Genomic DNA, 25,562 nt, shown 5'->3' on the forward strand with positions numbered 1-25,562 from the left:
CGAGAGTCATCCACATCGTTGTAGGGGCGGTGGGGTGAGGGGCCGACACCGCAGTGCCGGCCCCCGTGTCACCGGGATTAGGGAACGGGAAAGAGGAAGTCCCCTGTCGCCTGTTCCGTCGGCCACACGATGATCGGAACGCCGTCTTGCCACTGCGACGACACGACGGGGATCTTTGCCGCGTGCTCGTCATCAAACCTCACCGGACCGACGGCGTAGATGCCGTCGGTTTCGCCGATGGCGTCGTTGATTTCGTCTTTGTCGAGCGACCCTGCTGCTGCGATGGCATCCATCAGCACCATTGCTGCCGTGTAGCTATCAGCGATGTGCTGGCTCGAGGTCAGGCCGGTCTCGGATTCGAACGCGTCTTTCAGCTCTTCTGCGCCGGGGTAACCGAAGGACGGGTCCCAGTAGGCTCCGACGATGATGCCGTCGGCCAGGTCTCCGAGCGCTTCAGCGAACTGGACTGGCTCGGCGCCCTTTTCGGCGACGATGACCTTCGGGGTCCACCCGATGGCTGCCATCTGCTTGCGGATGGAGATCGCCGCTGGTGTGATCGACGAAATGAAGACGATGTCAGCGCCTGACTCTTTGGCCTTCTGAATGGCGGCCGAGAAGTCGGTGTTGTCAGCGGGGAATTCGATATTTCCCGCGATCGTGTACCCCTGGTCGGCAGCAACGGCTGGCCAGATTTCGTTCCCGATTGCCTGCCCGTCAGGGCCGTTGTCGTGAAGGATGAACACTTGCTTGTTGGTTTCGATCCCATTCGCCTCAAGGGCTTCGAATGGAGCGACAGCCTGGTCGGCGACCGAGAAGAAGATGTCCCAGGCGTAGGTCCACTCCTTCACGGACTTGAATACCTCGATGGGGGTGCACTCCGCGACGAACGGAACGCCCTGGGAATCGGCAACGACCGCTCCCGGGTTCACCAGGTCAGGCGTGCAGGAACCGAGCAACGCATCCACCTTGGTGGAAGAGATGAGGGTCTTGATCGATGACGTGACCTCGTTGGGGTCGGACTTATCGTCGACGAGAGTGAGTTCGACTTCGCGAGCTGTTCCATCGATCATGATGCCGCCAGCAGCATTCACTTCGTCGACGGCGTGCTGGTAGCCCCATTGAAGGAAGCTGCCGAAGCCTGCGAGCGCTCCGCTGAGGGGAATTGTTGCTCCGATGCGGATGGGTTCTGAGGAATCAGAGGTTCCTCCATCCGCCCCTATGGGGGAACAACCAGTCAGGGCAAGTGCTGTTGCCGTGATGAACGCGAGGCCGCCAGCCAAGCGCCTACGTCGGGTACTGAGGTGCATCGCGAATCTCCTTTGATTGCGGCCCGTGGTGCACGGGATACCCCATACTCAAACCCTGTCGGCAAGCAAACAACTTTCCATCCCGTATTTCGGGACAGAACTTCGGCGCCCGCTTTCGCTACTTCTAGGCTCGGCGACGTGAGCAATGAAGCTACGCCGCCAACAGCGGCAACCGACAACTATGACGTGATGATCGTGGGACTTGGTCCCGTGGGAAAGCTACTGGCGATCCAACTTGGCCGTGCTGGTCATCGCGTCCTCATCGCCGATCGCAAGACCGAGGGCTATCCCCTGCCCCGTGCGGTTACTCATGATTTTGAGTTCGCACGGATCCTGCAATCCATCGGTCTGGCCCCGGACACGATTCCGGAGATCACCGAGCCGTACGACGATATGTATGTCTGGCGCAATGCCGAGCGCCAAAGCCTTGTCGAAGTCGACTGGAGCGGAATCGGATCATCCGGTTGGTACAACACCTACTTTTTCAGCCAACCTGCGCTTGAAGACCGCATGGAGGCGGTGCTCCTGGCATTGCCCACTGTGACGGTGCTTCGCGGATGGTCGGCAGAGGTCATCGCCGACGACGACGTTGTCTCAACCCGACTGAGCAACCTCGCCACAGCAGACGAGCTCATCGTTGAATCCCGCTACTTGGTGGGCGCTGACGGAGCGAACAGCACTGTTCGCCGGTGGGCCGGTATCGACTGGCACGACATGGGATTCTTCTACGACTGGCTTGTCGTCGACGTCATCCCCGATCCCTCTCTCGAATTTCCTCACGTCGCGATTCAGACCTGCGACATCGCTCGCCCCGCCACGATGGTTCCCGGTGGCCCCGGGCGACGGCGCTGGGAGTTCATGCGCTTGCCGCACGAGACCATCGAGTCGCTCAACAAGAACGAACGGGCGTGGGAGCTGCTCGAACCGTTCGGAATTCGCCCCGACAACTCTGAACTCGAACGACACTCGGTGTACACCTTCCAAGCCGGTTGGGCCACCAGCTGGCGTCAGGGCCACGTGTTGTTGGCGGGAGACGCCGCCCACCTCATGCCTCCTTTCGCCGGCCAGGGTTTGGGCGCCGGTCTGCGCGATGTCATGAATCTGTTCTGGAAACTCGGGGCTGTGCTTGACGGTCGCGCCGCCGAGAGTGTTCTCGACACCTACGAGACCGAACGCCTCACTCACATCCGCGAGTTCATCGACTTCTCCATTTCACTGGGGCGCGTGATCTGCATCACTGATCCCGCAGAAGCAGCAGAACGAGACGAACGGATGATCGCCGAGCTCGCCAAGGGACACGCTCCCCCTGCGCCTCCCGCCCCGCTACTGGGCCCAGGACTTCATCTCTCCGACGGCGGACAGCTTTCGCCCCAAGCGACTATTCACTTCGACGGTTCCGCTGCCCGCTTCGACGACCTGTATTCAGGGGCGGTACTGATGATGGCGCAGGCCGAGCTCTACACGCTTCTCTCCCCTGAGGCCGCCGCTGCGATCCGCGATCGGGGCATCACCGTCGTGGCCCTCTCCGGCGAGCATCCCGCCGTCATCACGATTGACGAAGTCGACGGCACGTACGCTGCGTGGCTCGGCCAGCTCAACGCCGAGAGCGTGCTCATCCGCCCTGACTTCTACACCTTTGGCGCCGCCACTGGGGTCGAAACCAGCGCCATGATCCTCGCCTTCAGCGACCAGCTCGGCGTCTCCACGCTGGAGGCACGAGCATGAAAGACACCGGTTCACTGAGCGGCTATCTCGTGCTCGACCTCACTCGCGCCTTGGCAGGCCCTCACGCCGGGATGATGCTGGGCGACTTAGGTGCGCGCGTCATCAAAGTGGAGACCCCCGGCACCGGCGACGACACTCGCGGGTGGGGTCCACCCTTTGTCGGCGACGAAGGAGCTCGGGAGTCGACCTACTTTCTCTCCACCAACCGGAACAAAGAATCGATCACCCTCAACCTGAAGGATGCAGCAGACTCGGCTCTGCTGGCAGACCTCATAACGCGTGCTGATGTTCTGCTCGAAAACTTTCGACCAGGAACGCTCGATCGCTTGGGCTTTTCCCCCGCACGCTTAGAAGAGCTCAACCCGCGCCTCGTGTTGTTGTCGATCAGTGGCTTTGGCCACGACGGTCCCGAGGGCGGACGGGCAGGCTACGACCAGATCGCTCAGGGCGAAGCCGGGCTCATGTCGATCACGGGCAGCAAGCCAGACGATCCCCAGCGCGTTGGTGTGCCGATCGGCGACTTGCTCGCCGGCATGTACGGCGCCTATGGCGTGCTCGCGGCGTTGCTCGAAAGAGAGCGCACGGGACGCGGGCAGGTTGTTCGCACGTCGCTTCTCGCCTCCGTCGTGGGAGTGCACGCCTTCCAAGGCACGCGGTGGACTGTCGCCAAGGAGGTCGGGCTGGCGAACGGAAACCATCATCCATCCATCGCTCCCTACGGGCTCTTTTACACGGGATCCGGAGCGGTGCAAATTGCGGTGGGGTCGGAGAGCCTCTGGGCGCGGTTGTGCGCCATGACCGGGATCGCAGTCGATGACGAGCGCTGGGCATCCAATGGTCAGCGTGTAGATAATCGTGACTCCCTCATCGCCGCCTTAGAAGAAGTATTCTCGGATTGGAATGCGGATGCCCTGCTGATCGCTCTCGAAGAAGCGGGAATCCCCGCCGGGCGAGTGCGCAACCTGCAGCAGGTCTATGAGTGGGACCAAACGCAGTCGCAGGGACTCATCGTGGATGTCGACCACGCGACCCTCGGCGAGATCAGCCTGCCTGGCCCGCCATTGCGTTTCTTCAGCGCCGACGGCGAAGAGCACACGCGCACGGCACACAGCGCGCCGCCGACCCTCGGACAACACAACGACTCTGTGCGTGATTGGCTTAACCAATGAACACCCATCCCAGCGCTCGCGAGCTCATCGCTATGACGCTCGATGATGACACCTTCGTCAGCTGGAACTCGCCGCTGGCTCCGTTGGCCATCGAGGAGAACTACCGCAGCGAACTGGAGGCGGCCCGCGCCAAGACCGGTGAAGACGAATCACTCGTCACCGGCGAAGGCCTACTCAATGGGGCGCGCGTCGCTGTCGTCGTGGGTGAGTTCCGTTTTCTCGGTGGCTCCATCGGCGTCAACGCCGCGACCCGGATGGTGGAGTCAATCCAGCGAGCAACCAGAGAGGGATTACCGGTGCTTGCCGCCCCCGTCTCGGGCGGAACGCGCATGCAAGAAGGCACCCGGGCGTTCTTGCAGATGGTCAAGATCACCGAAGCAGTCGTGGCACACAAAGCGGCGAAACTTCCCTACCTTGTCTACCTCCGGCATCCCACGACCGGCGGAGTTTTCGCTTCGTGGGGTTCGCTCGGCCACATCACCGTCGCTCAAACGGGCGCTTTGGTTGGCTTCCTCGGCCCCAAGGTCTACAAGGCGCTCTATGGTGCCGACTTTCCGGAAGGTGTTCAAACCGCCGAGAACCTTTTCGCCCACGGCATTGTCGACGCCGTGCTCGATGCCAAGCATTTGCGCACCATGGCCGGTGAGGCTCTGGCAATCATCGCTGCCGCTGATGATTCCGTTCCTCCGCCGGCGGAGGAACCCGCGACGCAGATTCCCTCGTCGTGGGAGTCAATTCAGATTTCGCGCCGCAGCGGGCGCCCCGGCCTGCGTTCGCTTCTGCGCTACGCCGCGACCTCCATCGTTCCCCTGAGCGGAACCGGTCAAGGCGAATCGAACAAGTCGGCTGTGGTGTCCTTGGCCACCATCGGCGGACGAGGAACTGTTGTTGTCGGGCTTGATCGGCGAGCACAGGGCGACGCCGAGCTGGGTCCGGATGCTCTGCGCCAAGCCCGCCGCGGAATGGCTCTCGCCGCTGAGCTCGGGCTGCCACTGATCACCGTCGTTGATACTCCCGGCGCAGCCCTTTCTCGCGAGGCAGAGGAGGGCGGTCTCGGCGGAGAGATCGCACGCTGCTTGGCGGAGATGCTCGACCTGCCGGTGCCGACCATTGCCGTCATCCTCGGCGAAGGAACGGGGGGCGGCGCACTCGCGCTCATGCCCGCCGACCGCGTCATTGCGGCCAGAAACGGGTGGCTCGCGCCGCTGCCGCCCGAAGGAGCCAGCGTGATCATGTTCGGCGACACCACGCACGCCGCGAGCATGACCGTCGACCAGCGCGTGCGTTCTCAGGATCTGCTCGACGACGGAATCGTTCATGAAATCGTCGAAGAATGGCCCTCTGCTGACGTCGAGCCCGCTGAGTTTTGCCGCAGAGTCGGTCACGCGATCGTGCGCCAGCTGGCCGATCTGGAGACCCAAGACAACGATCAGCGCCGCGCCGCGCGCACGGCCAACTACCTCGGTCTCGGCATCGCAGACAGCGGTGCAGCGAGCCTCGACCAGGTCAGCGACCACGACCACGACTAGCGTTCACGTCGCGGCAGACGAAGGGCGGGCATCCGATGATCTGGATGCCCGCCCTTTTACCGTTATGCGATTATTCCGAGCTGTCGCTGCCCTCGGTAGCGCCGGCGGAGGTCTCGCTAAGTGCTACTTCTGCAAGCTTTGCTGCGAGCGAGGTGTCGTTTGAGCTGTCGCTTGCGCTGGTGCCGGCGCTGGTGCCGGCGCTGCCGCGAGCACCTTCACCAACAGCCTGACCAACGGCGCGGCCCTGAATGATCGAGGCGAGGTCGAGACCTGTTGCAGCCTTGATCGATTCGAAGGAGCTACGCAAAGCGATTGAGCTTTCGTTTCCGATGGTGTCGGCTGCGCTTGATCCGCTGCCACCGATGACGGTGACAGAACCGATCTGGCCATAACCCTTTGCCCACTGCTCCATGACGAGTGGCAGTGATTCGAGGGCACGCTGCGCGAGGAGCGCATCTTGGTGCTTGGCGAGAGCCGCAGCTTCTGCCTCGATGCTTGCTGCGCGTGCTTCACCGGAAAGGCGAACGGCATCCGCGTCGGCGGCGGCGCGAACGCGCACTGCTTCAGCTTCGACAGCCGCGATCTGGGCCTGAGCTTCGGCACCCTTGACCAGACGGTAGGCGTCGGAGTCGGCATCCTTCTGAGCCTTGTACAGGTTGGCATCGGCTACACGCTTCACGTCAGCGTCGAGCTCTGCCTGACGGTTCTCGGCACGCTGCTGCAGAACGCCCTGCTCGGCAGTGGCGCGAGCGAGCGCTTCGGCCTGCTCAGCTTCAGCGTTGGCCTTACCGACCTCAGCCTTGGAGTCTGCGGTGTTCTTGTCGAGCGCGGTCTGCTCGATCAGGTTCGCCTCGGCAACAGTGATGTTGCGCTTCGAGATCTCGCGGTTGGCGTCGGCCGTGGCGAGTTCTGCTTCACGACGCTTCGACTCGATCTGCGGAGTTCCGAGCGACTGGATGTAGCCAACTTTGTCGCCGATGCCCTTGATCTGGAAGGAGTCGAGAATCAGTCCCTGCTCCGACAGTTCGGTCGACACATCCGTCGCGATCTGGTCAGAGAACTTCTTGCGCTCACGCATGAGTTCGACAACCGAGAGGGTTGCGACAACACCACGAAGAGCACCTTCAAGCTGCTCTGTTGTGAACTGCTCGATGGCGGCATCCTGCGAAGCGAAACGCTCGGCAGCACGACGAACCAGGGCAGGGTCAGAACCGATCTTCACGATCGCGACCGCTTCAACCTGAAGCGTTACGTTGTCAGCCGACTGCGCCTCTGCAGTCATTGACACCTGGCGCGAGCGAAGCGAAATCGTCTCGTGGCGCTGTGTGATCGGGTTGACCAGTGCCTTGCCATTCACGATGACCGTGACGGCCGAGTCCTTGCCCGAGGAGTCCTTTTGCGAACGCCCCGAAACGACGAGAGCCTCGTCGGCGCGAGCGACCTTAAACCAGGCGCGAGCGATCAGCAACATGACCAGGAAAAGTACAACAAGGATGACCACCCCGATTCCGATGAGGAGGACGAGTCCGCCAGTGGCGAAGATTTCCATGTATGCACCTTTCAAAAAATGAGCGATCTGCACCCATTGTCCTTGGTTACAGCGCGCGCATCCACCCTTCGATGCCATCCGCTGTAATTGGCAGTGCCTCGGAGAGAACTTCGTGCCCGGTTGGGGTGACCAGCACGTTGTCTTCGATGCGTACGCCGAGGCCGCGCAGCTCAGGCGGCACGGTCATGTCCCACTCGTGGAAGTACAGTCCGGGCTCGACCGCCATGACCATTCCGGGCACGAGTTCGCCGCTTTGGTAGGCGGAATAGCTCGACTGCGCGCAGTCGTGAACGTCGAGGCCGAGGTGATGACCGATGCCGCACACAATGTAGCGGCGGTGATGCTGACCCTGCGGGCTCAACGCTTCGTCGACCGAGACGGGGAGCATGCCCCAGTCGTGCAGACCCGTCGCGATCACTTCGAGCGCAGCGAGATGAAAGTCGCTAAAGATCTTGCCGGGACCAACCGCCGCAAGTCCCGCACGGTGCGCCTTCTCTACGAGGTCGTGCGCTTGACGCTGAGCGGCCGAGAACGTTCCGGATGCCGGAAGCGTGCGCGTGACATCCGCCGTATATAAGGAGCGGGCTTCCACTCCCATGTCGAGCAGCACGGCGGCGTCCGGATTCACGGGGCCGTCGCAGCGCACCCAGTGCAGCACGGGCGCATTCTTTCCGCTGCCGACGATCGTGGTGTAGCCGGTGCCATTACCGACGGTGCGCGCGTAGCGGTCGAAGGTGCCCTGCAGCCAGCGCTCGCCACCGAACTCGATGGCTTGCGGAATCTCGCGGGCGACTGCCTTGAAGCCTTCGATCGTGTGGTTCACGGCACCGCGCAGTTCGGCGATTTCCCACTCGTCTTTGATCATCCGGATCTCCGAAAGCACACGACCAAGATCCTGCGAGACCGGGATGTCGCGCAGCAGCGGGTTCGCTCCGTGCAGTGATCCGGTGAGCGCGATGTCGCTCGCACGCGCCAAAGCTGCATCGAGTTCCGAAAGTGGACGCGTCTCGATCTGCAGCGCGGCCGTCCACTCGGGCATCCCGGGTGCGGAGCCGACCCAGAGTTCTCCGTGGGCAGCATCCGCAAAGAAGTCTGCCTCACCGGGATATGCCGGGGCGGGAATAAACAGCGTCGCGTCGTGGCCACCGGCCGTGGGGCTCATCACGAGCACGGCGTCTTCTGCCGAGCATCCGCTCAACCAGAAGAAATTGCTGTCGGGGCGGAAGCCGTAGTAGTTGTCGTTCACGCGCACCGGAGCCGTGCCGCCGGCCACCACAATCGTGCGTCCAGCAAAGGCGGGGCTCAGTCGTGCGCGGTGCGCTGCCGTTGCCGCGGCGATGCCCGGCACAGTATCGGGGGTGCGGTCGGGAGTGGCCCACCCGGTCTCCATGTACTCGATGAACCCGGTCGCGTTGCGCAAGTGCGGCAACCGTGGGTCGCCACGATCAGGGTGCGGCACTGACGCTGCGGGAGCGGTGTGCGGGTGGGCATCGGGCATGGGAACGGATTCCGGCGACATGGTTTCCTTTGAGCGAAGTGTTGGTGTCACCAGTCGGGTGAGAACTGGCTGCACCGCCACGGTATCAGCGCTGCAGCGCCCGATAGTGCCACGCAATTCGGCCTGGGATCGGTCTGCGCCGCCAGCGCGCTCAGACGCGAGTAACTAGCGTGAGGGTGCTCTTGTCCACAGGCGCGCCCTCGCTGCCGTTGCGCGCGAGCCCGCTCGCGTAGTCTGACCGCCATGACCAAGATCCTTGTCGTGGAAGACGACGCGACCATGGGGGCTCTTGTGCAACATGGACTCGAGGATGACGGCCACGAAGTCACGCTCGTCACCAACGGTGTCGATGCCCTGATCGCCGTCGCCCACGACACCTACTCGGCCGCCGCGATCGACGTCATGCTGCCCGAAATGACCGGATTCGAAATCTGCCGTCACCTGCGCGAGCAAGGCAACCTGCTTCCCGTGCTCTTACTGACCGCCAGGGATGCTGTCGAAGACCGCGTGGTCGGCCTCGATTCGGGGGCGGATGATTACCTCACGAAACCGTTCGCTTTCGTCGAATTCTCGGCTCGTATCCGCGCTCTCGTTCGTCGAGATTTAGCTATCAGCAGAGCGACCCTCATCATCGGAAACCTCACGCTCGATGCCGCTACCGTGCGCGCTACCGTTGGCGGCACTCCCCTGCCCATGAGTTCAAAAGAGTTTGCGCTGCTCTGGATGCTCGCCTCGCACGAAGGCGAACCGCTCACCCGTTCGGTGATCTTGGAGGAGGTCTGGGGCACGACCGCGCACATTGATGCCAACGTGGTGGATCAATACGTGAGCTACCTACGCCGCAAGCTGCAGCCCACTCAATCGGCGCTCGCGATCCGTACCGTGCGCGGTGTTGGCTACGCGCTGTCAGTAAAGGCGTAATGTTTTCGGCCCTCTCTATCCGTGCCCGCATCACGTTGGGCAGTGTTGCGGCCGTGGCGGTCCTGTTGACGATCGCCCTGTTGGTTGTCCGTGCCTCAGTCGATCAGATGCTGATTGAGGCCGATTACAGCCTTGCCTCGAGCGACCTAGTCCCGCTTATCGCCGCCATCACTGAAAACCCCGACGGCACGATTGAGAGTCCCGGCACCGGCGTTCTCGTGTATGTGTGTGATCCCTCCGGAGCGGTGCAGGTCAACTCGGTGCCGTTCACGGTGAGAGAGGTCATCGATAGCCACGAACAGGTCACCGGAACCTTCGATTTTCGTGACGATGAGAAACACGCCTTTGTCATCTCCGGTGCTGTTGTTGCGACTACCTCCGGGGACTGGGTGGTCTGGGCAGCACGCTCCACTGCCGCCAGTGAACTAGCCCTGCAACGCCTCAGCGAAATTCTCGTGATCGCCGCCATCGTTCTGCTAGTCGGCTTCGCTCTCGCCTCGTGGATTCTTGCGACCGTCGCCCTCCAGCCGGTGAATGCGATGCGTCGCAAAGCCGAAGAACTCAGCGCAGACTCCGAAGCTACCCTTCCGGTTGGCCCTGCTCGAGACGAACTATCGGCCCTCGCTGAAACCCTCAACACCTTTCTTGCCGGCAGCCGCGCCTCTACCGAACGCGAAAAACAGATGGTGTCGGATGCGGCCCATGAGTTGCGCACCCCTCTGGCGGCACTCAAAACTCAGCTTGAGCTCGCACACTCTGACCTAGGAGATGCGGCTGCCCTCGCCGCCCACGTGTCATTGGCCAAGGCATCCGTCAATCGCCTGACCTCGTTGGCGTCGAATCTGTTGGAGCTCAATCGACTAGATACAGACTCTGGCACGATGCAGACCGCAGCCAACGGCCTTCTCGATGAGTTCATGGGCAGCATCGACCGGGCGCGGCTTGTGGGCATGGCCAAGTCGGCGCGGGTGGAGTTCACGGTCGATGTGGCTGATGAGAGCGCACGCTATGCCGTGGGCGTTCACACTTTTGGTCGACTCGTCGACAATCTGTTATCGAATGCGGTGGCCGCTATCGCCGCGAAGGGTGAGGTCGTTGCCACGCTGCATCAGGATGCGACACAACTGCGGTTGGAGGTGCACGACACCGGCCCCGGCATGTCTGAGGAGTTCATCCCGATCGCCTTCAATCGCTTCTCCCGTCCCGACAATTCCCGCACTGCCATGACGGGAGGGAGTGGTCTCGGACTCGCTCTGGTGCACGCGATCGCTGTGGCTGCCAGCGGCACGGCGGCGTTGGAGAATACGGACACGGGGTTACGCGTGATCGTCACTCTGCCAAACATGTGAGTTCACTCATGTTAGAGCGGCCCATTTCTTAGCGTTCCCTTAGTTTGCAGGAACAGAGTGGGAGGATGCCCACTACCCAGGCCAATACCCAGGCCACTTCCCGTCGCGCTGCCTCAAAACCGCGCAATTCCGCCGCCAAATACCGACGCAAGTATGCCCGCCGCAACCGTCGTTCCGACATCCTTGTCATTGCATTCTGGGCCTCCGGGCCCGCCGCCGCCGCCCTCTATCTAGCCTCGCAAACCGCCAGCCAATTCACTGTCGGCGAAACCATCACGAGTATGGGCATCGTTGCGGGCCTGATTGGTACTGACTTCATTCTCGTGATGTTGGTGCTCGCGGCCCGCATCCCCTTCATCGATGCGACCATCGGCCACGACCGCGCTATCGCCATGCATCGTTCACTCGGCAAACCTGCGCTCTATTTACTGCTCGGCCATGCCGTCCTGTTGATCATCGGTTATGGGCTGTGCACAGGAGTTAACCCGATTGCCGAGATCGGCCCGATGCTTGCCCTCCCCGATATGCCGCTCGCCTTCATCGCCCTCGGGCTCATGATTGCTGTCGTGGTGTCGTCGCTCGTCGCCGTGCGGCGCCGTTTCAGCTACGAGGGCTGGCATCTCATTCACTTGCTCAGTTACGCGTCTGTGGTGTTTGCTCTTCCGCACCAGCTCAGCGTCGGCGGGGTGCTCGCTGAAGGAACGTTTCAGCGCATCTACTGGATCGCCCTCTACGTTGCGGCGATCGGTGGCATCGTGATGTTTCGTTTTGTCGAGCCGATAGTGTCGAGCATTCGTCACCGCCTTCGCATTTCGGCGGTCGACGTGATCGCTCCCGGGGTGACCGCAATTCAGTTCAGCGGTCATGCGCTGCGTGAACTTGACGCATCCGGTGGCCAGTTCTTCATCTGGCGTTTCTGGACGAGACGCACGTGGTGGCACTCGCACCCTTTTTCACTCTCCGCGATGCCGACCAACAGGTCAGCGCGCATTACCGTCCGAGCCCTCGGCGAAGGCAGCACTCAACTAGGAACCTTGCCGGTCGGCACCCGCGTGAGCTTCGAAGGTCCCTACGGGCTGTTCTCGAATGTCGCACGCACCAGCCCGAAAGTGGCGATCATTGCCGCCGGGATCGGTGTGACACCGGTGCGTGCCCTTCTCGAGCAAGCCAGTTTTGACCCCGGCGATGCGACTGTATTATTGCGCGCCAGCACTCCAGACGAGGCCTACCACTGGGATGAGGTTCGGGCGATCGCCACCGCAAAAGGTGCCGCTTTTTATACAATGATCGGGCATCGGTCTCGCACCACCTCGAGCTGGATCTCTGCCGCCGATGTCGATCGTGGTGTCACCCTCGCCACTATTTTCCCTGACCTGGCCGACTCCGATGTGTACCTCTGCGGGCCGACCCCGTGGCTCGATCTCGTTGAAGCAGAAGTGCGAGCCGCCGGCCTGCGCTCTCATCAGATTCACTCGGAAAGGTTCGACTGGTGAGAACACGAACAATGCTGGCGAGCATTCTGGCCGCCGGAAGCGTGCTGATCGTCAGTCACCAAGCAGGCATGAGAGTTGTCACGAGCGACGGCACGTCGTTGACGGCTCCAATCGATCCAACACCAGCTATCACTCCGAGCGTGGTGATCACGCCAGAGGAGGCCGTGCTAGATCTCGTTGACGGGACATATACCGGATCACGCATCAACACTCGTTTCGGCGATGTTCAAGTCGCCGTGACGGTCTCAGCCGGCATCGTTACCGAGGTTGCGGCTCTCACTCTGGCCGACAAATACAGTCGCTCTGACCAGACCAGCAACAAAACGGCACCGATTCTGCGTGCTGAAGTTATCGAGTCGCAGTCTGCTCAGGTCTCCAACGTGAGCGGTGCGACCTACACGAGTCAGGCCTATCTTGAGTCGGTGCAATCGGCACTCGACCAAGCTGCTTCCTGAGGCGGCTCGCGAACCTCGCTCTTCCCAACCCGGATCTCGCTCAGCTAATAGGTGGATGGTTCCGGGCAATCCCATAGCTTGAAGCCACAGGGTATACACATGACCACCCACGCCGCGACCCGACGCGTCGTCGCCCAATCCCCTATCGCTGGCGGCGACTACCGGCGTACGTTCGCGCGTCGTGGGCGTCGTTCCGACGCGCTCGTGATCGCGCTATGGGCGTCCGGGGCCGCGGCCGCTGCGCTCTTTCTGGCCTCCGGAGGCCTCAGCCAGTTTTCTTCGATCGCCGAAATCGTCACCAGCGTCGGAATCCTCGCTGGGTTGATCGGCACTGACTTTATTCTGGTGATGCTGGTGCTCGCCGCCCGCATCCCTCTCATCGATGCGACGATCGGTCACGATCGCGCCATCGCTCTCCACCGTTCGCTGGGCAAGCCAGCGCTCTACTTGCTGCTCGCGCACGCGGCGTTGCTCCTCACCGGTTATGGGCTGTCATCGGGCATCAATCCGATCGCCGAGATCGGTTCGATGCTGACCTTGCCCGATATGCCTCTCGCGTTTATCGCCTTGGGGCTCCTCATTGTTGTCGTCGTAACGTCACTGATCGCCGTGCGCAAGCGCTTCAGCTACGAGGCCTGGCACCTCATCCACCTCCTCAGCTACGCCTCTGTGCTCTTTGCGCTGCCGCATCAACTCAGTGTCGGTGGCGTGCTCGCCGAAGGCAGCTTTCAACGGGCCTACTGGATCTCGCTCTACATTGTCGCCATCGGCGGCATCGTGACATTTCGATTCGCCAAGCCGATTGTCTCGAGCCTGCGCCACCGCCTCCGCGTGTCCTCCGTTACTGAGATTGCCCCGGGCGTGACAACCATCGAGTTTTCTGGTCGCAGGCTTCGAGCGCTGGGCACCTCGGGCGGACAGTTCTTTATCTGGCGCTTCTGGACGGGGCGAACCTGGTGGCACTCCCACCCGATTTCGCTTTCCTCGATGCCCAACAACCTTTCCGCGCGCATTACCGTTCGCGCTCTCGGTAAGGGCAGCGCTCAACTCGCCACCCTGCCGATGGGCACACGCGTAAGCATCGAGGGGCCCTATGGGTTGTTCTCGTCCGTCGCACGCACGTCACCGAAACTGGCCATTATTGCCGCGGGGATCGGTGTGACCCCCGTGCGCGCTCTGCTCGAAAATGCTGCGCTTGCCCCCGGAGAAGCGACCGTTCTGCTGCGAGCTAGTACAACAGAAGAGACCTATCACTGGGACGAGATCCGAGCGATTGCCGCCGCGCAGGGCACAACCTGCTACTCCATGATCGGCCACCGACCACAACACACGCTCAGCTGGATGGCTGCAGCGGATGCCGAACGCGGCGTCACCCTCGCGACCGCCTTCCCCGACCTGACCGACTCCGACGTGTACCTCTGCGGCCCCACGCCGTGGCTCGACCTCGTCGAAGCGGATGTTCGCGCCACCGGAATCCACCCCCATCAGGTTCACCCAGAAAGGTTTGACTGGTGAGAACCCGAGCAATTCTAGGCAGCATTTTGGCGTCGCTGAGTGTTCTTGTTCTTGGTTATCAGGCCGGTGCGACGGTTATCGCGGGTGATGCGACCTCACTCGTTCTGTCTACGGACACCGGCGCCGAAACCGACGCGTCCGAGTCGGACGCCGCTGAAGACACCGTCCCCAACGTGACAGATGACGATGCTGCGGCCGACGAGACGGCAACCGACGAGGTGCCGTCCGAAGACGCAGAACCGACCGGACCAGCCGATGGCACCTACTCCGGCGCGACGGTTACGACCCGCTACGGCGACGTGCAGGTCGCCGTGACCATCAGTGCGGGAACCATCGCCGATGTGGCGACCCTGCAGCTCACGGCCACAGGGCGGTCGGCTCAGATCAGCAACGAGGCGATCCCCATTCTGCGCGCCGCGGTGATCGAATCGCAGACTGCCGACGTAGCAAATGTGAGCGGCGCGACGTACACGGCTGACGCGTATCTGGCGTCGCTGCAGTCTGCTCTAGATGCGGCGGGTGCCTGATGCGCCACACGTTTCAGACGATGGGCACGGTCGCGTCCATCGAGCTGCCGCAAGACTGGACGTCAGAAGTTGCAGCGCTCGAACGCATCTTTTCCCTGATCGACGAGCGTTTCAGCCTGCACCGCCCCGAGTCAGAACTCAGCAAGCTAGCGACCGGTCGACTGGTCTTGCCCAGCGCCAGCGCTGAGCTTCTCGCCAGTTACGCTCGCGCGCTCACCTGGCGCAACGAGACGGCGGGGCTGTTTAGTCCACACCGTCCCGACGGCACGATTGACCTCAACGGGATCGTCAAGGCCGAAGCGATTGAGCAGGCTGGCGAATACCTTACGTCGGTCGGATGCCCGCAGTGGAGCATCAACGTGGGTGGCGACATTCTCGTCTCCCCCACCGGCGCAGCCACCGCGGTCACCTCTTCGGCCGGGCAACTCGCGCCCCCGCTTCTGCGTGCCGGGATCGCCGACCCTGCCGCCCCCACGCAGCTCTTGTGTTCGCTGGAGTTGCGGCATCGGCGGCGCGCGATCGCGACCTCGGGCAGCGCTCAACGCGGCGATCACATTTGGCGCGGCGGCAGTTTCGAGCCTGCCGAGTTCGTGCAGGTCAGTGTCGTCGCGAATGACATTGTGACCGCCGATGTTCTGGCGACAACGATTGTGGCGGGTGGCCGGGCTGCTCTCGACGATGTTGCTGATCGTTGGGATGTCGACGTCATCACGGTAGATCGTGCGGGAGACTTGCGGGCGACACCCGGGCTCGTGAGTGCGTTAGCTTCAGCCTCTTAGAACGGCCACACTCGCGTGACGGTCCAATAGAGTCCGATGAGCCCGATCGCAATGCTCGCGCTGACCCGAATGATTTCGAAGCGTTTGGGCACCAGTCGAGTCAGCACTGCCGCAACGGCGAGCACGAGCAGCACGACGATGGTCTGTGCAATGTCGATTCCGAGGTTGAAGCAGATGAGCGCAATGACGTGGTCAGAGGTGACGAGCCCGAGTTCAGAGAGGCTGGATGCAAAGCCGAGGCCGTGCACCAGACCGACGACACCTGCGATCCACCAGCGGTATTCGCCAGCTTTTCGTCGGAGTGCGAGAACCGAGGCGGCAACGATGGAGAGGGCGATGAGCGGTTCGACGATGCCCGCAGGAATCGACACGATGCTGAAGTAGGCAAGGCAGAGACTGATCGCGTGCCCGACGGTGAACGCGGTCACGAGTTTGATGGCGGGCCACCACACGGCGCGACCCTTCTTGACTCCGACTACGCCCAACGCGAGCACGACAAGAAAGAGGAGGTGGTCAGGGCCGAGCTGAATGTGCTCGAAGCCCTGCAAGAGAAATGAGCTTGCGGTCGCCCAGGCGCCCAGCGTGAACGAGACTGCGCCCTCTTCGCTGAGGTGGCCGAGAACGGCGCCTTCCGCGTCAGAAAGCAGAATCGCATTGCTCGGTGAGGGGAATGTCCACGTAACGGCTAGTTCATCCAGCTCGCCTTCAAATTCTGCTGAAGCGAAAGCGACGCCAACGTATTCGGATGCCGCGAGTTCGGTATCGGTGCTGGATCCCTGAAACGAGAGCCCGGCCCCAATAATCTCAAGCACCTCGCCATTGACGGTGAGGGTCACGTTTTCGCGAATGGTACCTACAAGCGTCGCCGCAACCGCGGCTTCTTGTTCGCTTAGTTCGGTGGCATCGATCAGGCCGTCGCCGCTGGTGTCTTCGAGGCCCAGTTCGGCGAATTCGACGAGCCCGGTCCCGACAACTCTTCCCTGATCGACGGTAAGAATGAGGGCTTCACTTGTGCCGTCGTGAGCGTATGCCGCAGTCGGCATAACGAGGGCCAGCGTTGCAACGATAAGCCCGGCCAGCACGGTGAGCCTCGCCAGAGGCGAGAACCCACCGTGCCGTGCGGATCGTGCTGTGGTGCTGTGGTGCACTACCTAGTTTCCTTGGCCAGGAGCTTCGCCGTCGGGCGGGCCACCGTCACCGGGTGCGCCGCCTCCGCCACCAGCGGTGCCGTTCGGCAACGCGACGTTGTCGCCGTCAGGGCTAGAGAGTGTTACCTCTGCCGTTGCCCCTACTCGGCACAGCGGCAGGTTGGATGCGTCGGTGCTGAGGTGGTAGTGGTACACCTCACCGAACTCTTCGGTGTCAGAAACGTGGCCGCCGCACTCATCAAGGTCGGTAGGTACTGCGCCATCCTCTTCTGAGCCGTAGATCACGTAGCCGTCGTAGGCGAGCGCGACGGGAGCTTCGTTATCTTGCTCGATCGCACAGGTCACGTTCGCACCCGCGGCATCCAAGATCGACTGGATCGACTCGGCGCCGAAGTGCCAGTGGTAGTAACCCGAGGGGTCGATGTGTCCACCACAGGCATCAAGCGCCGGGAGTCCGCCGGTGTCGAGCACCGAGGGAGCGTCGCCGAAGATGGTTACACCGTCAAAGGCGAGGCCGATCTGCGAGATCACCGAGAGGTCCGTTACTTCGTCAAGAAGCTCGGGCGTCGTGGGGATCAGCACCTGCAGGTGATAGCTGTCATCCGGTGTGGCCTGCAGGCAGGAATTCTCTGTCGTCGATGACGACGGAGTTCCGCCAGCAGGGTCCACGATCGTGATGTCGCCATCCGCGTCAGCGAACTCGAAGCCCTGCGACTCCATGAGGGCCCAGAAGTCTTCATCGAGCGCGTAGAGACCAGGTTCGTCCCCATCCCAGACCCAAATTCCACCCTCGTCTGTGGTGGTTTCGGGGCAGAACGGGCCCTCAGTATCGACCGCTGATGAGAGACTCGCGACCTCAAATTGGTAGCACGTTGACTCGCTGCCGTTGGAGAGGGTGCAGTCAACGGTGATCGCGTCTGACGTCAACGCTCCGTCGGCGAAGAGCGCTGCGACTTCGGAATCCGTCGCCGACGATACCGCGTCGCTAGTGCTCTCCGTCGAGTCGTCAACTGCTGTGCACGCGCTCAGTAGCAGCGCGAGACAGGCCAAGGGCACCAACACAAATTGGGCGGATGTTTTCATACTGATTCTCCAGAAGGTTTCGTCAGAAACGGTTCAGTTGCAATCGCCTTTGGGGCTATTCGTTAGGGTCAGCGGGAGCGCCACCAGCGGGCGGGCCGCCCGCGCCTTCATCGTCACTGGCTACCGTCTCGCCGACGAGGCACTGAATAACCTGGTTCTTTTCAGCGGAGTTCGCGTGGTAGTGGTAACCGAGTTCGTCGGTGGTGTGTCCGTTGCACTCGTCGAGCTCTACGTTGGCGAGCTCTTCGTCGCTGTAGGGGCTGTGCACGGCGAAGCCGTCCATCGCGTAACCGAAGATCGGGGTCTCGCCTTCGGCGGCATCGCCAACTTCGGAGCACCCTGTCGCACCGTGCAGGTGGTAGCCCTCGAACGGGTTGAAGTGGGCGCCGCAGTCGTCGAACGAGGCGATCGTGTAGGCGCCGAGGATGGCGTCAACGGGAGCGGACTCGGCGATGACGACACCGTCAAGAGTGATGCCCTGGTTGCCCTGCGATGCTGCTGACGCGTCAGCGGCAACAGGAGTGGTGGGGATCAGAACGGTCGACTCGATCGGCTCACCGTTGTCGAGGAAGTCATAGCTGCCCTCGATGCAGTAGTTCTGGTACTCGGGGTCGACATCCGGACGCGCTGCGGCTTCGAAGGCCTCAACGGTGTCGGTGACGTAGACGTTGCCGTCCTCGTCATACATGTGCCAGCCGTCGTCGCCGTAGGTCTCCGCGAGGTTCGCGATGAACTCACCATCGAGGTCGTAGACCTCTTCTCCATCGAACCAAATACCGGCGTCGTCAGCCGAAGTGGAGGTCGTGTCAGGGCAGAACGGGCCGATCTCGTGGTCGGTGGGGTATCCGGAGATCGTGATCTCGTAACAGGTCGTTTCCGTGCCGCCGTTAAGCGTGCAGTCGACGGTCGCTGGGTCACCAACGATCGCTCCATCAACGAACAGGTCAAGGTCGAGTCCAGCCGACACGGCAGTGGTGGAACCGTCGGTTGAGGTCGAGCTGGTGGTGTCGGCCGAAGCGCACGCTGCCAGCGCGAGGGCTGACAAGACGAGCACGCCCGCGAACAGCGGGGGACGTTTGAGGCGGATGTCGCGCCGTACAGTTGTGTTCATAGTGACACCCTCGGCGCGGTTGCTGTGGTCACGCTGTGGAATTCGCCACAACTGTGCCACAGTTTTTCTTGCTAGATTCAGGCCGTGTCGAACGCACCGCAGTCACCCGCCCATCGCATCCTCGTAGCCGAAGACAGCGAAGCGATTAGTGACGTCGTGACCACCGCTTTGAGCTTTCAGGGCCATGCGGTTACGAGCGTCGCCGATGGCCATCAGGCGCTCAGCTCGGCGCTCGCCCAGCCCACTGATCTCATCGTTCTCGATGTGATGCTCCCCGGCATTGACGGTCTCGAAGTGTGCCGCCGACTGCGCGCCACCGGGTCGACGACCCCCATTCTCTTTCTCACTGCGCTGGCGGAGCCCGAGGATCGCATCCGCGGATTCGCCACCGGCGGCGACGACTACCTGACCAAACCGTTCACCGTCGACGAGCTGGTGTTCCGCGTTGCGGCGATCCTGCGTCGCACCAGCCCGAGCACGGCTACAACCATGCTGCAGGTTGGCGCGCTCACTCTTGATCTAGCCGGCCACCAGGCTCGTCGCGGCGGAGCCCTCGTTGATCTTTCGGCCACAGAGTTTCGGCTCTTGCACTACCTCATGGCCAATCGCGGCGTTGTGCTCTCTAAGGCCCAGATCCTCGTTGAGGTGTGGCAAGACGACTTCTCCGGCAGCGAGAATGTGGTCGAGTTGTACATCGGCTACCTGCGCCGCAAGCTCGACGACGGGCATCCGACCCTCATTCATACCCGCCGCGGCATAGGTTATGTTCTGCGCGAGGATGCCCCGTGAGACGCCTCTCTCTGAGATGGATGCTGCTGCTGCCCGTTCTCGCGACGATCGTCGTAGGCTTCCTCGCCTTCGCCCTCGCTGTGGACGTCAGCGAAAGTGCTCGTCGCCTCGCAGAAGTGGACGCCGAACTCGCCCGTGCGGAAGTGACCACTGTTCCACCGCCCGCCGACGCGGACCCCGACGCCCCTGCCCCACGCCCCGATTCTCTTCCCGATAGCGGCCCGACCACGGAGTCGGAGCAAGCGCCACCCACTCCGAACATTGATGACCAGAGCCTCCCGGTCCAGTTCACCGTCGCACCCGACGGTACTGTTCTCGACAATCTGGGGATCACAAGCCCGTTCGCTGCGGCGGATCTCGCGTACTTCGGGGCAACGACCACGAGCACTACAGTCACGGTCGACAACTATCGGGTGTCAATCTCGCCGACCCCGGATGGTGTGGTTCGCGTGACCGCGTTATCGCTCGATTCCTACAACGCAGCGTTGGCGAGCCTGCGCGGCACGCTAGTGGTCGGCGGGGTCACGATCGCCGTGCTCGAAGCTGCGATGGCCTGGTTCCTCGCCCGGCAGATCGCACGGCCACTCGCCGGAGTTGCTCGGAGCGTTACGCAGATCGCGGATGGCGGGCTTGATACCCCGATTGCACCGGCGGGTGGCTCGCGCGAGATCGCGGAGCTCTCGACCGATATCGATCGGATGGTGAACCGACTGCGGGATGCCCTCGCCGAGCGAGAGCAGTCCGCCGCCGATGCTACGCGGGCTCGAAATGACATGCGTCGTCTGCTTGCGGATGTCGCGCACGAGATTCGCACCCCACTAACCGCCCTCAAGGGTTACAGCGACCTCTACGCGCAAGACATGCTTTCCACTCCGGGCGCTCTCGATCGCGCAATGTCCCGCGTAGGCGACGAAAGCATCCGCCTCAACGTGCTCGTCAACTCGATGTTGCAACTGGTGCGGGAGGGAAAACCGCTTGAGGCCGTGCAAGAGGATGTTGACCTGGTCACGGTGGCAGAGAACGTGGTCGACGATCTACGGGTCGCTTTCCCGTCGCGCACGATCACGACCGATCTCGGCGCAGTAGTGAACGTTCCGCTCACCGGCAATCCGGCGCAACTCCACCAAGCACTGCTTAACCTCGTTGCGAACGCGTGCCGCCATACTCCGACTGATACCGCCGTCGCTGTCGTTGCGAACCTCATTGACAACAAGGCTGTGATCAGCATCGTGGATCACGGACCAGGCATTGCCGAAGACGAGCGAGACAAAATCTTCCAGCCCTTCTATCGCTCAGATCCGTCTCGCGTACGGAGCAGTCACGACGGCGCCGGTCTCGGCCTTGCCGTCACTCTGGAGATCGCACTCCAGCATCACGGCTCTGTGCAATTGCGGCCAACCCCGGGAGGCGGTGCAACCTTCGAGCTGCACCTCCCCCTCGCCGAGGAGCCGACCATTCGCGACTGAACGGCCGACTCCTCCCGCGCGCCGGAGACCGAGCTCAGACTGTGGCTCGGCTCCTAGCAATGCTGGTTACACCGATTGAACGCTCGTAGCTGACGCCACGGTTTCAATATTGAGTTCGCCTTTCAGCCCTGCCACGCGATGAACCGCAGCGGCTTTCCACTCGTCCGTGCGGACCATGTCCACAAGATCGGACCTTTGGCCATAGCGCGCGATCATGATCTCGTCCCACAGCTCTTCGACCTCGCCGGTGTTCAGGAACGTTACGTCGCCGTCGAAGGTCACTTCTCCGCCGATGCCCCGGATCAGTTCTTCCGCCACCTTGGCATAGAGGTGGTAGGCCTCGCGGCCAGTGAGCTCGGTTTCTCTGCCGTCGGGGTACTCGGCGTGATCTTTGAACTTCAGCATGTTGACCATGAAGATGGGACCTTCCGGACCGGGTTGCCCGATTTCCTCGAGACGCTCCTTGCTGGTGGGCAGAACTTCGTTCTCAACATCCATGTGTGATCCTTTGGTTGGTGCCGGCCAACGGCCAGCCACGCTAGTGCACGCTACACCTCCGGATGGAGTCAGCAGTACCGGAGCAGTGCACCCTTCGAGCTTCACCGCCACTGAGACCGCGCCAGCGGCGCAACGGAGTGCGCACCTCGGAGCGACGTCGTCGACGGTAGCGTGAGTGCGCTCTAGCGCGAGCCCTGCGGTGCTTCGCCAGCAGCCCAGTTCGTGCGCACGTGACTGAGATGGTTGCGCATGATCTGCTCCATCGCGGTGCGATCGTGCTCAAGCGCCGCATCGATCATCGCGTAGTGCTCGTTCGTGTTTTCGACAAGGTGGCCCGCATCGGCAACCCCCTTGAGTCCGTGCAGGCGAGTGCGATCGCGCAGCTCCCGCACGGTCGCCACGAGGATCTCGTTGCCGTGCAGGGCAAGGAAGCGGGTGTGAAAAGTCGCATCCGCACTGAGGTACGCCGTGAGGTCCTTACGGCGGGCGGCATCCACCATCTCGTCGACGATGGGTCGCAGGGCGTTCAGCTGTGCATCCCGCTCAGCACCGGATGCCGCAGCCACTTCCACCATGATCGGCACTTCGAGCAGCAGGCGTACTTCGGCGATCTGGTCGAGGTCGTGCGCGGTGACCTCCGTTATGCGAAAGCCCGTATTGGGCACAACATCGACCATCCCGTCGCGGGCAAGATCGAGCATCGCCTCGCGAATTGGCGTTGCCGAAACGTCGAGCTGTTTGGCGAGCGCCGGGGCCGAGTAGACCTGCCCTGGCACCAGCTCGCCCGCGATGAGTGCCGCCCGCAACGTGTCAGCAACGTACTGGCGGATGCTCGCGCGTGGCGGTCGCGACGCCGCCGTCTGCTCAGTCATCAGTACCCGTAACGCCGTAGCCATCGTCGACCCTCGATGGTGCCGTTGCACGACTAATCGCGGACGCAACAGCGAGGTCTTCCCAACTCATCCCCGAGCTCTTGAACACCACCGGACGGTCAGCCTGCAGTTCGACCCGGCCGCACACGACATCGGCCATCGCAAGAAGGTTGTCGGCCGAAAGCACGCCCTCCCCGGTCGCGAGGATCACGTCGCCACTTTCCCGCAGTGCGGTTGGCACGTCTTCGACGATCACTTGCGCGCGCGCCATGAGCGCGGAGTCGAGTTCACGGGCATCCGGTTCGTGCGAGCCAACGGCAATCACGACGGCGTCATCTCGAACGGCCGCGGAGTCAAAGAGCGGAGTGCGGGCTGTCGTCGCGCAGATTATGAGACCGGCCTCGGCGACGGCGGCTTCGGCATCGGCGCTCCCCGCCGCCACGACCGTGGCTTCAACGACGTCAATGGGCCGCGGAGTGCGCACCACGAACGTGACCGAGGCGAGCTCACGCTTCGAGCCCAGCACAGCTTTCAGCGTTGCAAAATGATCGATTCCCTGCGGCCCGGCCCCGAAGATGACGACGTGGAGTGGCTCCGCGCTGCGCAGTAGCGCCCCCTCAGTGGCAGCCAACGAGACGGCGGGCGTGCGAATGTTCGAGAGCGCGGCCCCCTCCATCAGCAGTTGTGGCGTCAACGTTTCGCTGTCGAACAACACGTAGAGGCCTTGGATGCGCGGCAGTCCCCGCGCCGGATTCTCCGGACTGATCGTGATGATCTTGATGCCGGCGTAGGGCCCGACCTCCGAGGGCATCAGGAGAAAGTCGCCCTGGGTCAGCTTCTCGGTCGACCGCACATGGTCGGTTCCCGTATCGAATCCGGCGAGCAGCGCATCCTGAATTGCACCAACGGCTTCGACAGGGCTGATCGCGGCATACAGAGCCGCGGTGTCGAGGTAGCGGGGCGCGGCGCTCATCGCAGCACGAACCCTGGGGTGAGGGTGTCGCGAGCGTCGACGGTAAAGACATGCTCGCCCGTCTTGAACGCCATCCCCGTCACTTGCGGCATCACCGCGTCGTGGCCTTCCGCCTCAACGCGCTCGAGTACGCGGGCGGTGAATTGCGAGCCCACGATCGAGTCGTGCACCAGCGTTGCATCCTCAGCGAGAGTGCCGTTCGCCGTGAGGGTCGCAAGGCGTGCGCACGTGCCCGAACCGCACGGCGACCTATCGAGCTCGCCGTCGGCAAAGATCGTGGCATTGCGTTGGTGAACAGCGCCGCCCGGATGCGGTGGCAACGTTTCGTACACGATAGTTCCGTAGATGCCGCTCAGTCGCTCGTCGGACGGATGCACGGCACACGCCGAATCGTTGAGAGCCCACTTGATCTCCCGCCCGATCGCGATCACGGCTGCCGCATCTTCGGGGGTCACTGTGAGCCCGACGGATGCCGCATCCAGTTGCGCGTAGATTGCGCCGCCAAAAGTCACATCGACTACGACCTCGCCCCGCGAAGTAGCGACGGGAACGCGTTCGGCAAGCACGTAACTCGCGACGTTAATGAAGTCGACGCCGGTGACGGTGTCGCCATCGGTGTGCACACGCGCGGTGACTCGCCCCGAAGGAACATCGATGACAACGTCGGTAAGCCCACTCGGGTCTATGGCAACGAGTCCGCTCTCGATGGACCAGACGCCGAGTGCAATCGTGCCGTGCCCGCACGCGGTTGAGAAACCGTCCTTGTGCCAGAACAGCACGCCGAAGTGTGCGCCGGCGTCGTTCGGTTCAACGATGAAGCCGCCATACATGTCAGCGTGGCCGCGAGGTTCAAAGCAGAGAATCTGGCGGATGCGCTCGATCTCCGGTGATTGCATCGCGAAGACGCGCTTCTCGGGAACTCCCGCGCCCTCAATGCTCACCGGCAGCGACGAAACGATTCGGAACGGCTCACCGCCCGTGTGGTAATCCACCGTCGAATACTGTTCCGCCACGATTGGCCAGCCTTCCCGCGCTTCTGAGTGACATTGCAATTGCAATGCCATTCAGTCTGCCAGCGGCGACCCACTTTGTCGATGCGAAGTCAGCGGCCCGGCGCCCGGCGCCCGGCGCCCGGCGCCCGGCGCCCGGCGCCCTGCGCCCTGCACACTCAGATGCAGAGCGCGCAGCACTAGGCGCGCGCGCACGGATTAACTCGGTTCAACCCCGCCCATCGAGCTGGCACCCTTGTGCTGGTCAGCGCGGCCGAAGGTGGTCTCGAGCACGTGCTGCATCTTTCGAGTGGCGCCGTTGAGTGCAGCATCCACTGTTGACGCGTTATCGCTGGCAAGCTCGGGGGTGCGGTTTTCGGGGCGGGCTTCAAGCTGGCAGCGGATGTCGTCGCCTGTGCTGCGACTGGCACTCTCGTCACTCAGGTGAACTTCAAGTCGCGTGAGGTGAGCGCTGAAGTGCGCGAGCTTGGATTCGAGCTCCGCCGTAATTGACGCAATGGTGTCTTCGCTGAGGGTGATGTTGTTATCGGTATTGACGATGACCTGCATGGTCGCCTCCTGGCAGTTGGGGAGTGCTGCGAGCGTGCCCTGAAGTGAGGAGTTCGCGGGAGGGCCGCTAGTGCATCCACTCCTCACGCTACGCCGCGAAGCTGTACGCCCAGGCATTGCCTTTGTGACGCCATAGGTGGTTAAAGCAAAATAGCCACACCCCGAAGGGTGTGGCTATTTTACAATTGAAGTCCGGCGGTGTCCTACTCTCCCACAAGGTCCCCCTTGCAGTACCATCGGCGCAGAG

23 protein-coding genes are annotated in these 25,562 nt (G+C 62.5%); 12 read left to right on the forward strand and 11 right to left on the reverse strand.

The features are described 5' to 3' along the window. Nucleotides 1–77 precede the first annotated feature (77 nt). Nucleotides 78–1,307: an amino acid ABC transporter substrate-binding protein gene (locus I6E51_RS12790; RefSeq protein ID WP_197110532.1), complete on the reverse strand. Its 1,230-nt coding sequence runs from the start codon at nucleotides 1,305–1,307 to the stop codon at nucleotides 78–80. Between the two features lie 138 nt (nucleotides 1,308–1,445). Between I6E51_RS12790 and I6E51_RS12795 the strand changes: the two genes are divergently transcribed. From I6E51_RS12795 to I6E51_RS12805, 3 genes are read left to right on the forward strand one after another with little or no spacing between them, the layout of a single operon-like run. Then, complete coding sequence (locus I6E51_RS12795) at nucleotides 1,446–3,032, forward strand: bifunctional 3-(3-hydroxy-phenyl)propionate/3-hydroxycinnamic acid hydroxylase (RefSeq protein ID WP_197110533.1); 1,587 nt, start codon at nucleotides 1,446–1,448, stop codon at nucleotides 3,030–3,032. Beyond that, complete coding sequence (locus I6E51_RS12800) at nucleotides 3,029–4,201, forward strand: CaiB/BaiF CoA-transferase family protein (protein ID WP_197110534.1); 1,173 nt, start codon at nucleotides 3,029–3,031, stop codon at nucleotides 4,199–4,201. The genes I6E51_RS12795 and I6E51_RS12800 overlap by 4 nt, the downstream gene beginning before the upstream one ends. Then, entirely contained in the window at nucleotides 4,198–5,730 is a 1,533-nt protein-coding gene (locus I6E51_RS12805) for a carboxyl transferase domain-containing protein (protein WP_197110535.1), read from the forward strand. Before I6E51_RS12800 ends, I6E51_RS12805 begins: the two co-directional genes overlap by 4 nt. 70 nt (nucleotides 5,731–5,800) lie before the next feature. Here I6E51_RS12805 and I6E51_RS12810 read toward each other — a convergent pair whose 3' ends face one another. Both I6E51_RS12810 and I6E51_RS12815 read right to left on the reverse strand, forming a co-directional pair. Beyond that, nucleotides 5,801–7,279, reverse strand: a complete 1,479-nt coding sequence (locus tag I6E51_RS12810; protein ID WP_197110536.1) for a flotillin family protein — start codon at nucleotides 7,277–7,279, stop codon at nucleotides 5,801–5,803. A 46-nt stretch (nucleotides 7,280–7,325) separates the two neighbouring features. Further along, complete coding sequence (locus I6E51_RS12815; RefSeq protein WP_231600048.1) at nucleotides 7,326–8,798, reverse strand: aminopeptidase P family protein; 1,473 nt, start codon at nucleotides 8,796–8,798, stop codon at nucleotides 7,326–7,328. A 222-nt stretch (nucleotides 8,799–9,020) separates the two neighbouring features. On the opposite strand from I6E51_RS12815, the gene I6E51_RS12820 reads away from it, so the two are divergent. The 7 genes from I6E51_RS12820 to I6E51_RS12850 all read left to right on the forward strand — a co-directional run bounded on the left by I6E51_RS12820 (nucleotide 9,021) and on the right by I6E51_RS12850 (nucleotide 15,816). Further along, entirely contained in the window at nucleotides 9,021–9,698 is a 678-nt protein-coding gene (locus I6E51_RS12820) for a response regulator transcription factor (RefSeq protein ID WP_197110537.1), read from the forward strand. After that, a complete protein-coding gene (locus tag I6E51_RS12825; protein ID WP_197110538.1) occupies nucleotides 9,698–11,047 on the forward strand; it encodes a cell wall metabolism sensor histidine kinase WalK in 1,350 nt (449 codons plus the stop codon). Before I6E51_RS12820 ends, I6E51_RS12825 begins: the two co-directional genes overlap by 1 nt. A gap of 65 nt (nucleotides 11,048–11,112) precedes the next feature. Continuing rightward, complete coding sequence (locus tag I6E51_RS12830) at nucleotides 11,113–12,540, forward strand: ferric reductase-like transmembrane domain-containing protein (protein WP_197110539.1); 1,428 nt, start codon at nucleotides 11,113–11,115, stop codon at nucleotides 12,538–12,540. Beyond that, the gene (locus I6E51_RS12835; RefSeq protein WP_307783983.1) at nucleotides 12,537–12,995 is read left to right on the forward strand and encodes an FMN-binding protein; all 459 of its coding nucleotides are present in this window, start codon (nucleotides 12,537–12,539) and stop codon (nucleotides 12,993–12,995) included. The genes I6E51_RS12830 and I6E51_RS12835 overlap by 4 nt, the downstream gene beginning before the upstream one ends. Before the next feature lie 99 nt (nucleotides 12,996–13,094). Next, nucleotides 13,095–14,510, forward strand: coding sequence for a ferredoxin reductase family protein (locus I6E51_RS12840; RefSeq protein ID WP_197110540.1), 1,416 nt, complete (start codon nucleotides 13,095–13,097; stop codon nucleotides 14,508–14,510). Next, nucleotides 14,507–15,037, forward strand: a complete 531-nt coding sequence (locus I6E51_RS12845) for an FMN-binding protein (RefSeq protein WP_307783985.1) — start codon at nucleotides 14,507–14,509, stop codon at nucleotides 15,035–15,037. Before I6E51_RS12840 ends, I6E51_RS12845 begins: the two co-directional genes overlap by 4 nt. Further along, nucleotides 15,037–15,816: an FAD:protein FMN transferase gene (locus I6E51_RS12850; RefSeq protein ID WP_231600049.1), complete on the forward strand. Its 780-nt coding sequence runs from the start codon at nucleotides 15,037–15,039 to the stop codon at nucleotides 15,814–15,816. The genes I6E51_RS12845 and I6E51_RS12850 overlap by 1 nt, the downstream gene beginning before the upstream one ends. Here the strand turns inward: I6E51_RS12850 and I6E51_RS12855 are convergent. The 3 genes from I6E51_RS12855 to I6E51_RS12865 are packed head-to-tail and all read right to left on the reverse strand — an operon-like array spanning nucleotide 15,813 to nucleotide 19,158. After that, nucleotides 15,813–16,964, reverse strand: coding sequence for a HupE/UreJ family protein (locus I6E51_RS12855; RefSeq protein ID WP_197110541.1), 1,152 nt, complete (start codon nucleotides 16,962–16,964; stop codon nucleotides 15,813–15,815). The genes I6E51_RS12850 and I6E51_RS12855 overlap by 4 nt on opposite strands. 3 nt (nucleotides 16,965–16,967) lie before the next feature. After that, the gene (locus I6E51_RS12860; RefSeq protein ID WP_197110542.1) at nucleotides 16,968–18,047 is read right to left on the reverse strand and encodes a YHYH protein; all 1,080 of its coding nucleotides are present in this window, start codon (nucleotides 18,045–18,047) and stop codon (nucleotides 16,968–16,970) included. 55 nt (nucleotides 18,048–18,102) lie between these two features. Continuing rightward, nucleotides 18,103–19,158: a YHYH protein gene (locus I6E51_RS12865; protein WP_197110543.1), complete on the reverse strand. Its 1,056-nt coding sequence runs from the start codon at nucleotides 19,156–19,158 to the stop codon at nucleotides 18,103–18,105. Between the two features lie 84 nt (nucleotides 19,159–19,242). On the opposite strand from I6E51_RS12865, the gene I6E51_RS12870 reads away from it, so the two are divergent. Next, complete coding sequence (locus I6E51_RS12870; RefSeq protein ID WP_307783986.1) at nucleotides 19,243–19,947, forward strand: response regulator transcription factor; 705 nt, start codon at nucleotides 19,243–19,245, stop codon at nucleotides 19,945–19,947. After that, nucleotides 19,944–21,413 carry a cell wall metabolism sensor histidine kinase WalK gene (locus tag I6E51_RS14595; protein ID WP_197110544.1) on the forward strand — a complete coding sequence of 490 codons (1,470 nt, stop codon included), beginning with the start codon at nucleotides 19,944–19,946 and terminating at the stop codon, nucleotides 21,411–21,413. The genes I6E51_RS12870 and I6E51_RS14595 overlap by 4 nt, the downstream gene beginning before the upstream one ends. A gap of 66 nt (nucleotides 21,414–21,479) precedes the next feature. Here the strand turns inward: I6E51_RS14595 and I6E51_RS12880 are convergent, their stop codons facing one another. The 5 genes from I6E51_RS12880 to I6E51_RS12900 all read right to left on the reverse strand — a co-directional run bounded on the left by I6E51_RS12880 (nucleotide 21,480) and on the right by I6E51_RS12900 (nucleotide 25,315). After that, nucleotides 21,480–21,911, reverse strand: coding sequence for a hypothetical protein (locus tag I6E51_RS12880; protein WP_197110545.1), 432 nt, complete (start codon nucleotides 21,909–21,911; stop codon nucleotides 21,480–21,482). Between the two features lie 182 nt (nucleotides 21,912–22,093). Continuing rightward, nucleotides 22,094–22,783 (reverse strand): GntR family transcriptional regulator, encoded by a 690-nt coding sequence (locus tag I6E51_RS12885; RefSeq protein ID WP_197110546.1) that lies wholly within the window; start codon nucleotides 22,781–22,783, stop codon nucleotides 22,094–22,096. Then, nucleotides 22,776–23,756, reverse strand: coding sequence for an ornithine cyclodeaminase family protein (locus tag I6E51_RS12890; protein WP_197108473.1), 981 nt, complete (start codon nucleotides 23,754–23,756; stop codon nucleotides 22,776–22,778). Before I6E51_RS12890 ends, I6E51_RS12885 begins: the two co-directional genes overlap by 8 nt. Continuing rightward, complete coding sequence (locus I6E51_RS12895; RefSeq protein WP_307783989.1) at nucleotides 23,753–24,769, reverse strand: proline racemase family protein; 1,017 nt, start codon at nucleotides 24,767–24,769, stop codon at nucleotides 23,753–23,755. The genes I6E51_RS12890 and I6E51_RS12895 overlap by 4 nt, the downstream gene beginning before the upstream one ends. Nucleotides 24,770–24,964: 195 nt before the next feature. Beyond that, a complete protein-coding gene (locus tag I6E51_RS12900; RefSeq protein ID WP_197110548.1) occupies nucleotides 24,965–25,315 on the reverse strand; it encodes an HPF/RaiA family ribosome-associated protein in 351 nt (116 codons plus the stop codon). Nucleotides 25,316–25,562 lie beyond the last annotated feature (247 nt).

This window comes from Salinibacterium sp. NSLL17, assembly GCF_015864935.1.
Lineage (GTDB): Bacteria > Actinomycetota > Actinomycetes > Actinomycetales > Microbacteriaceae > Rhodoglobus.

Bases quoted from the DNA above. Each gene is read 5' to 3' on its own strand.
- I6E51_RS12850 (WP_231600049.1), top strand. From the start codon at position 15,037: ATGCGCCACACGTTTCAGACGATGGGCACGGTCGCGTCCATCGAGCTG.
- I6E51_RS12820 (WP_197110537.1), top strand. From the start codon at position 9,021: ATGACCAAGATCCTTGTCGTGGAAGACGACGCGACCATGGGGGCTCTT.
- I6E51_RS12815 (WP_231600048.1), bottom strand. From the start codon at position 8,798: ATGTCGCCGGAATCCGTTCCCATGCCCGATGCCCACCCGCACACCGCT.
- I6E51_RS12860 (WP_197110542.1), bottom strand. From the start codon at position 18,047: ATGAAAACATCCGCCCAATTTGTGTTGGTGCCCTTGGCCTGTCTCGCG.
- I6E51_RS12790 (WP_197110532.1), bottom strand. From the start codon at position 1,307: ATGCACCTCAGTACCCGACGTAGGCGCTTGGCTGGCGGCCTCGCGTTC.
- I6E51_RS12885 (WP_197110546.1), bottom strand. From the start codon at position 22,783: ATGACTGAGCAGACGGCGGCGTCGCGACCGCCACGCGCGAGCATCCGC.
- I6E51_RS12825 (WP_197110538.1), top strand. From the start codon at position 9,698: ATGTTTTCGGCCCTCTCTATCCGTGCCCGCATCACGTTGGGCAGTGTT.
- I6E51_RS12890 (WP_197108473.1), bottom strand. From the start codon at position 23,756: ATGAGCGCCGCGCCCCGCTACCTCGACACCGCGGCTCTGTATGCCGCG.
- I6E51_RS12880 (WP_197110545.1), bottom strand. From the start codon at position 21,911: ATGGATGTTGAGAACGAAGTTCTGCCCACCAGCAAGGAGCGTCTCGAG.
- I6E51_RS12805 (WP_197110535.1), top strand. From the start codon at position 4,198: ATGAACACCCATCCCAGCGCTCGCGAGCTCATCGCTATGACGCTCGAT.
- I6E51_RS12830 (WP_197110539.1), top strand. From the start codon at position 11,113: ATGCCCACTACCCAGGCCAATACCCAGGCCACTTCCCGTCGCGCTGCC.
- I6E51_RS12865 (WP_197110543.1), bottom strand. From the start codon at position 19,158: ATGAACACAACTGTACGGCGCGACATCCGCCTCAAACGTCCCCCGCTG.
- I6E51_RS12800 (WP_197110534.1), top strand. From the start codon at position 3,029: ATGAAAGACACCGGTTCACTGAGCGGCTATCTCGTGCTCGACCTCACT.
- I6E51_RS12900 (WP_197110548.1), bottom strand. From the start codon at position 25,315: ATGCAGGTCATCGTCAATACCGATAACAACATCACCCTCAGCGAAGAC.
- I6E51_RS12840 (WP_197110540.1), top strand. From the start codon at position 13,095: ATGACCACCCACGCCGCGACCCGACGCGTCGTCGCCCAATCCCCTATC.
- I6E51_RS12810 (WP_197110536.1), bottom strand. From the start codon at position 7,279: ATGGAAATCTTCGCCACTGGCGGACTCGTCCTCCTCATCGGAATCGGG.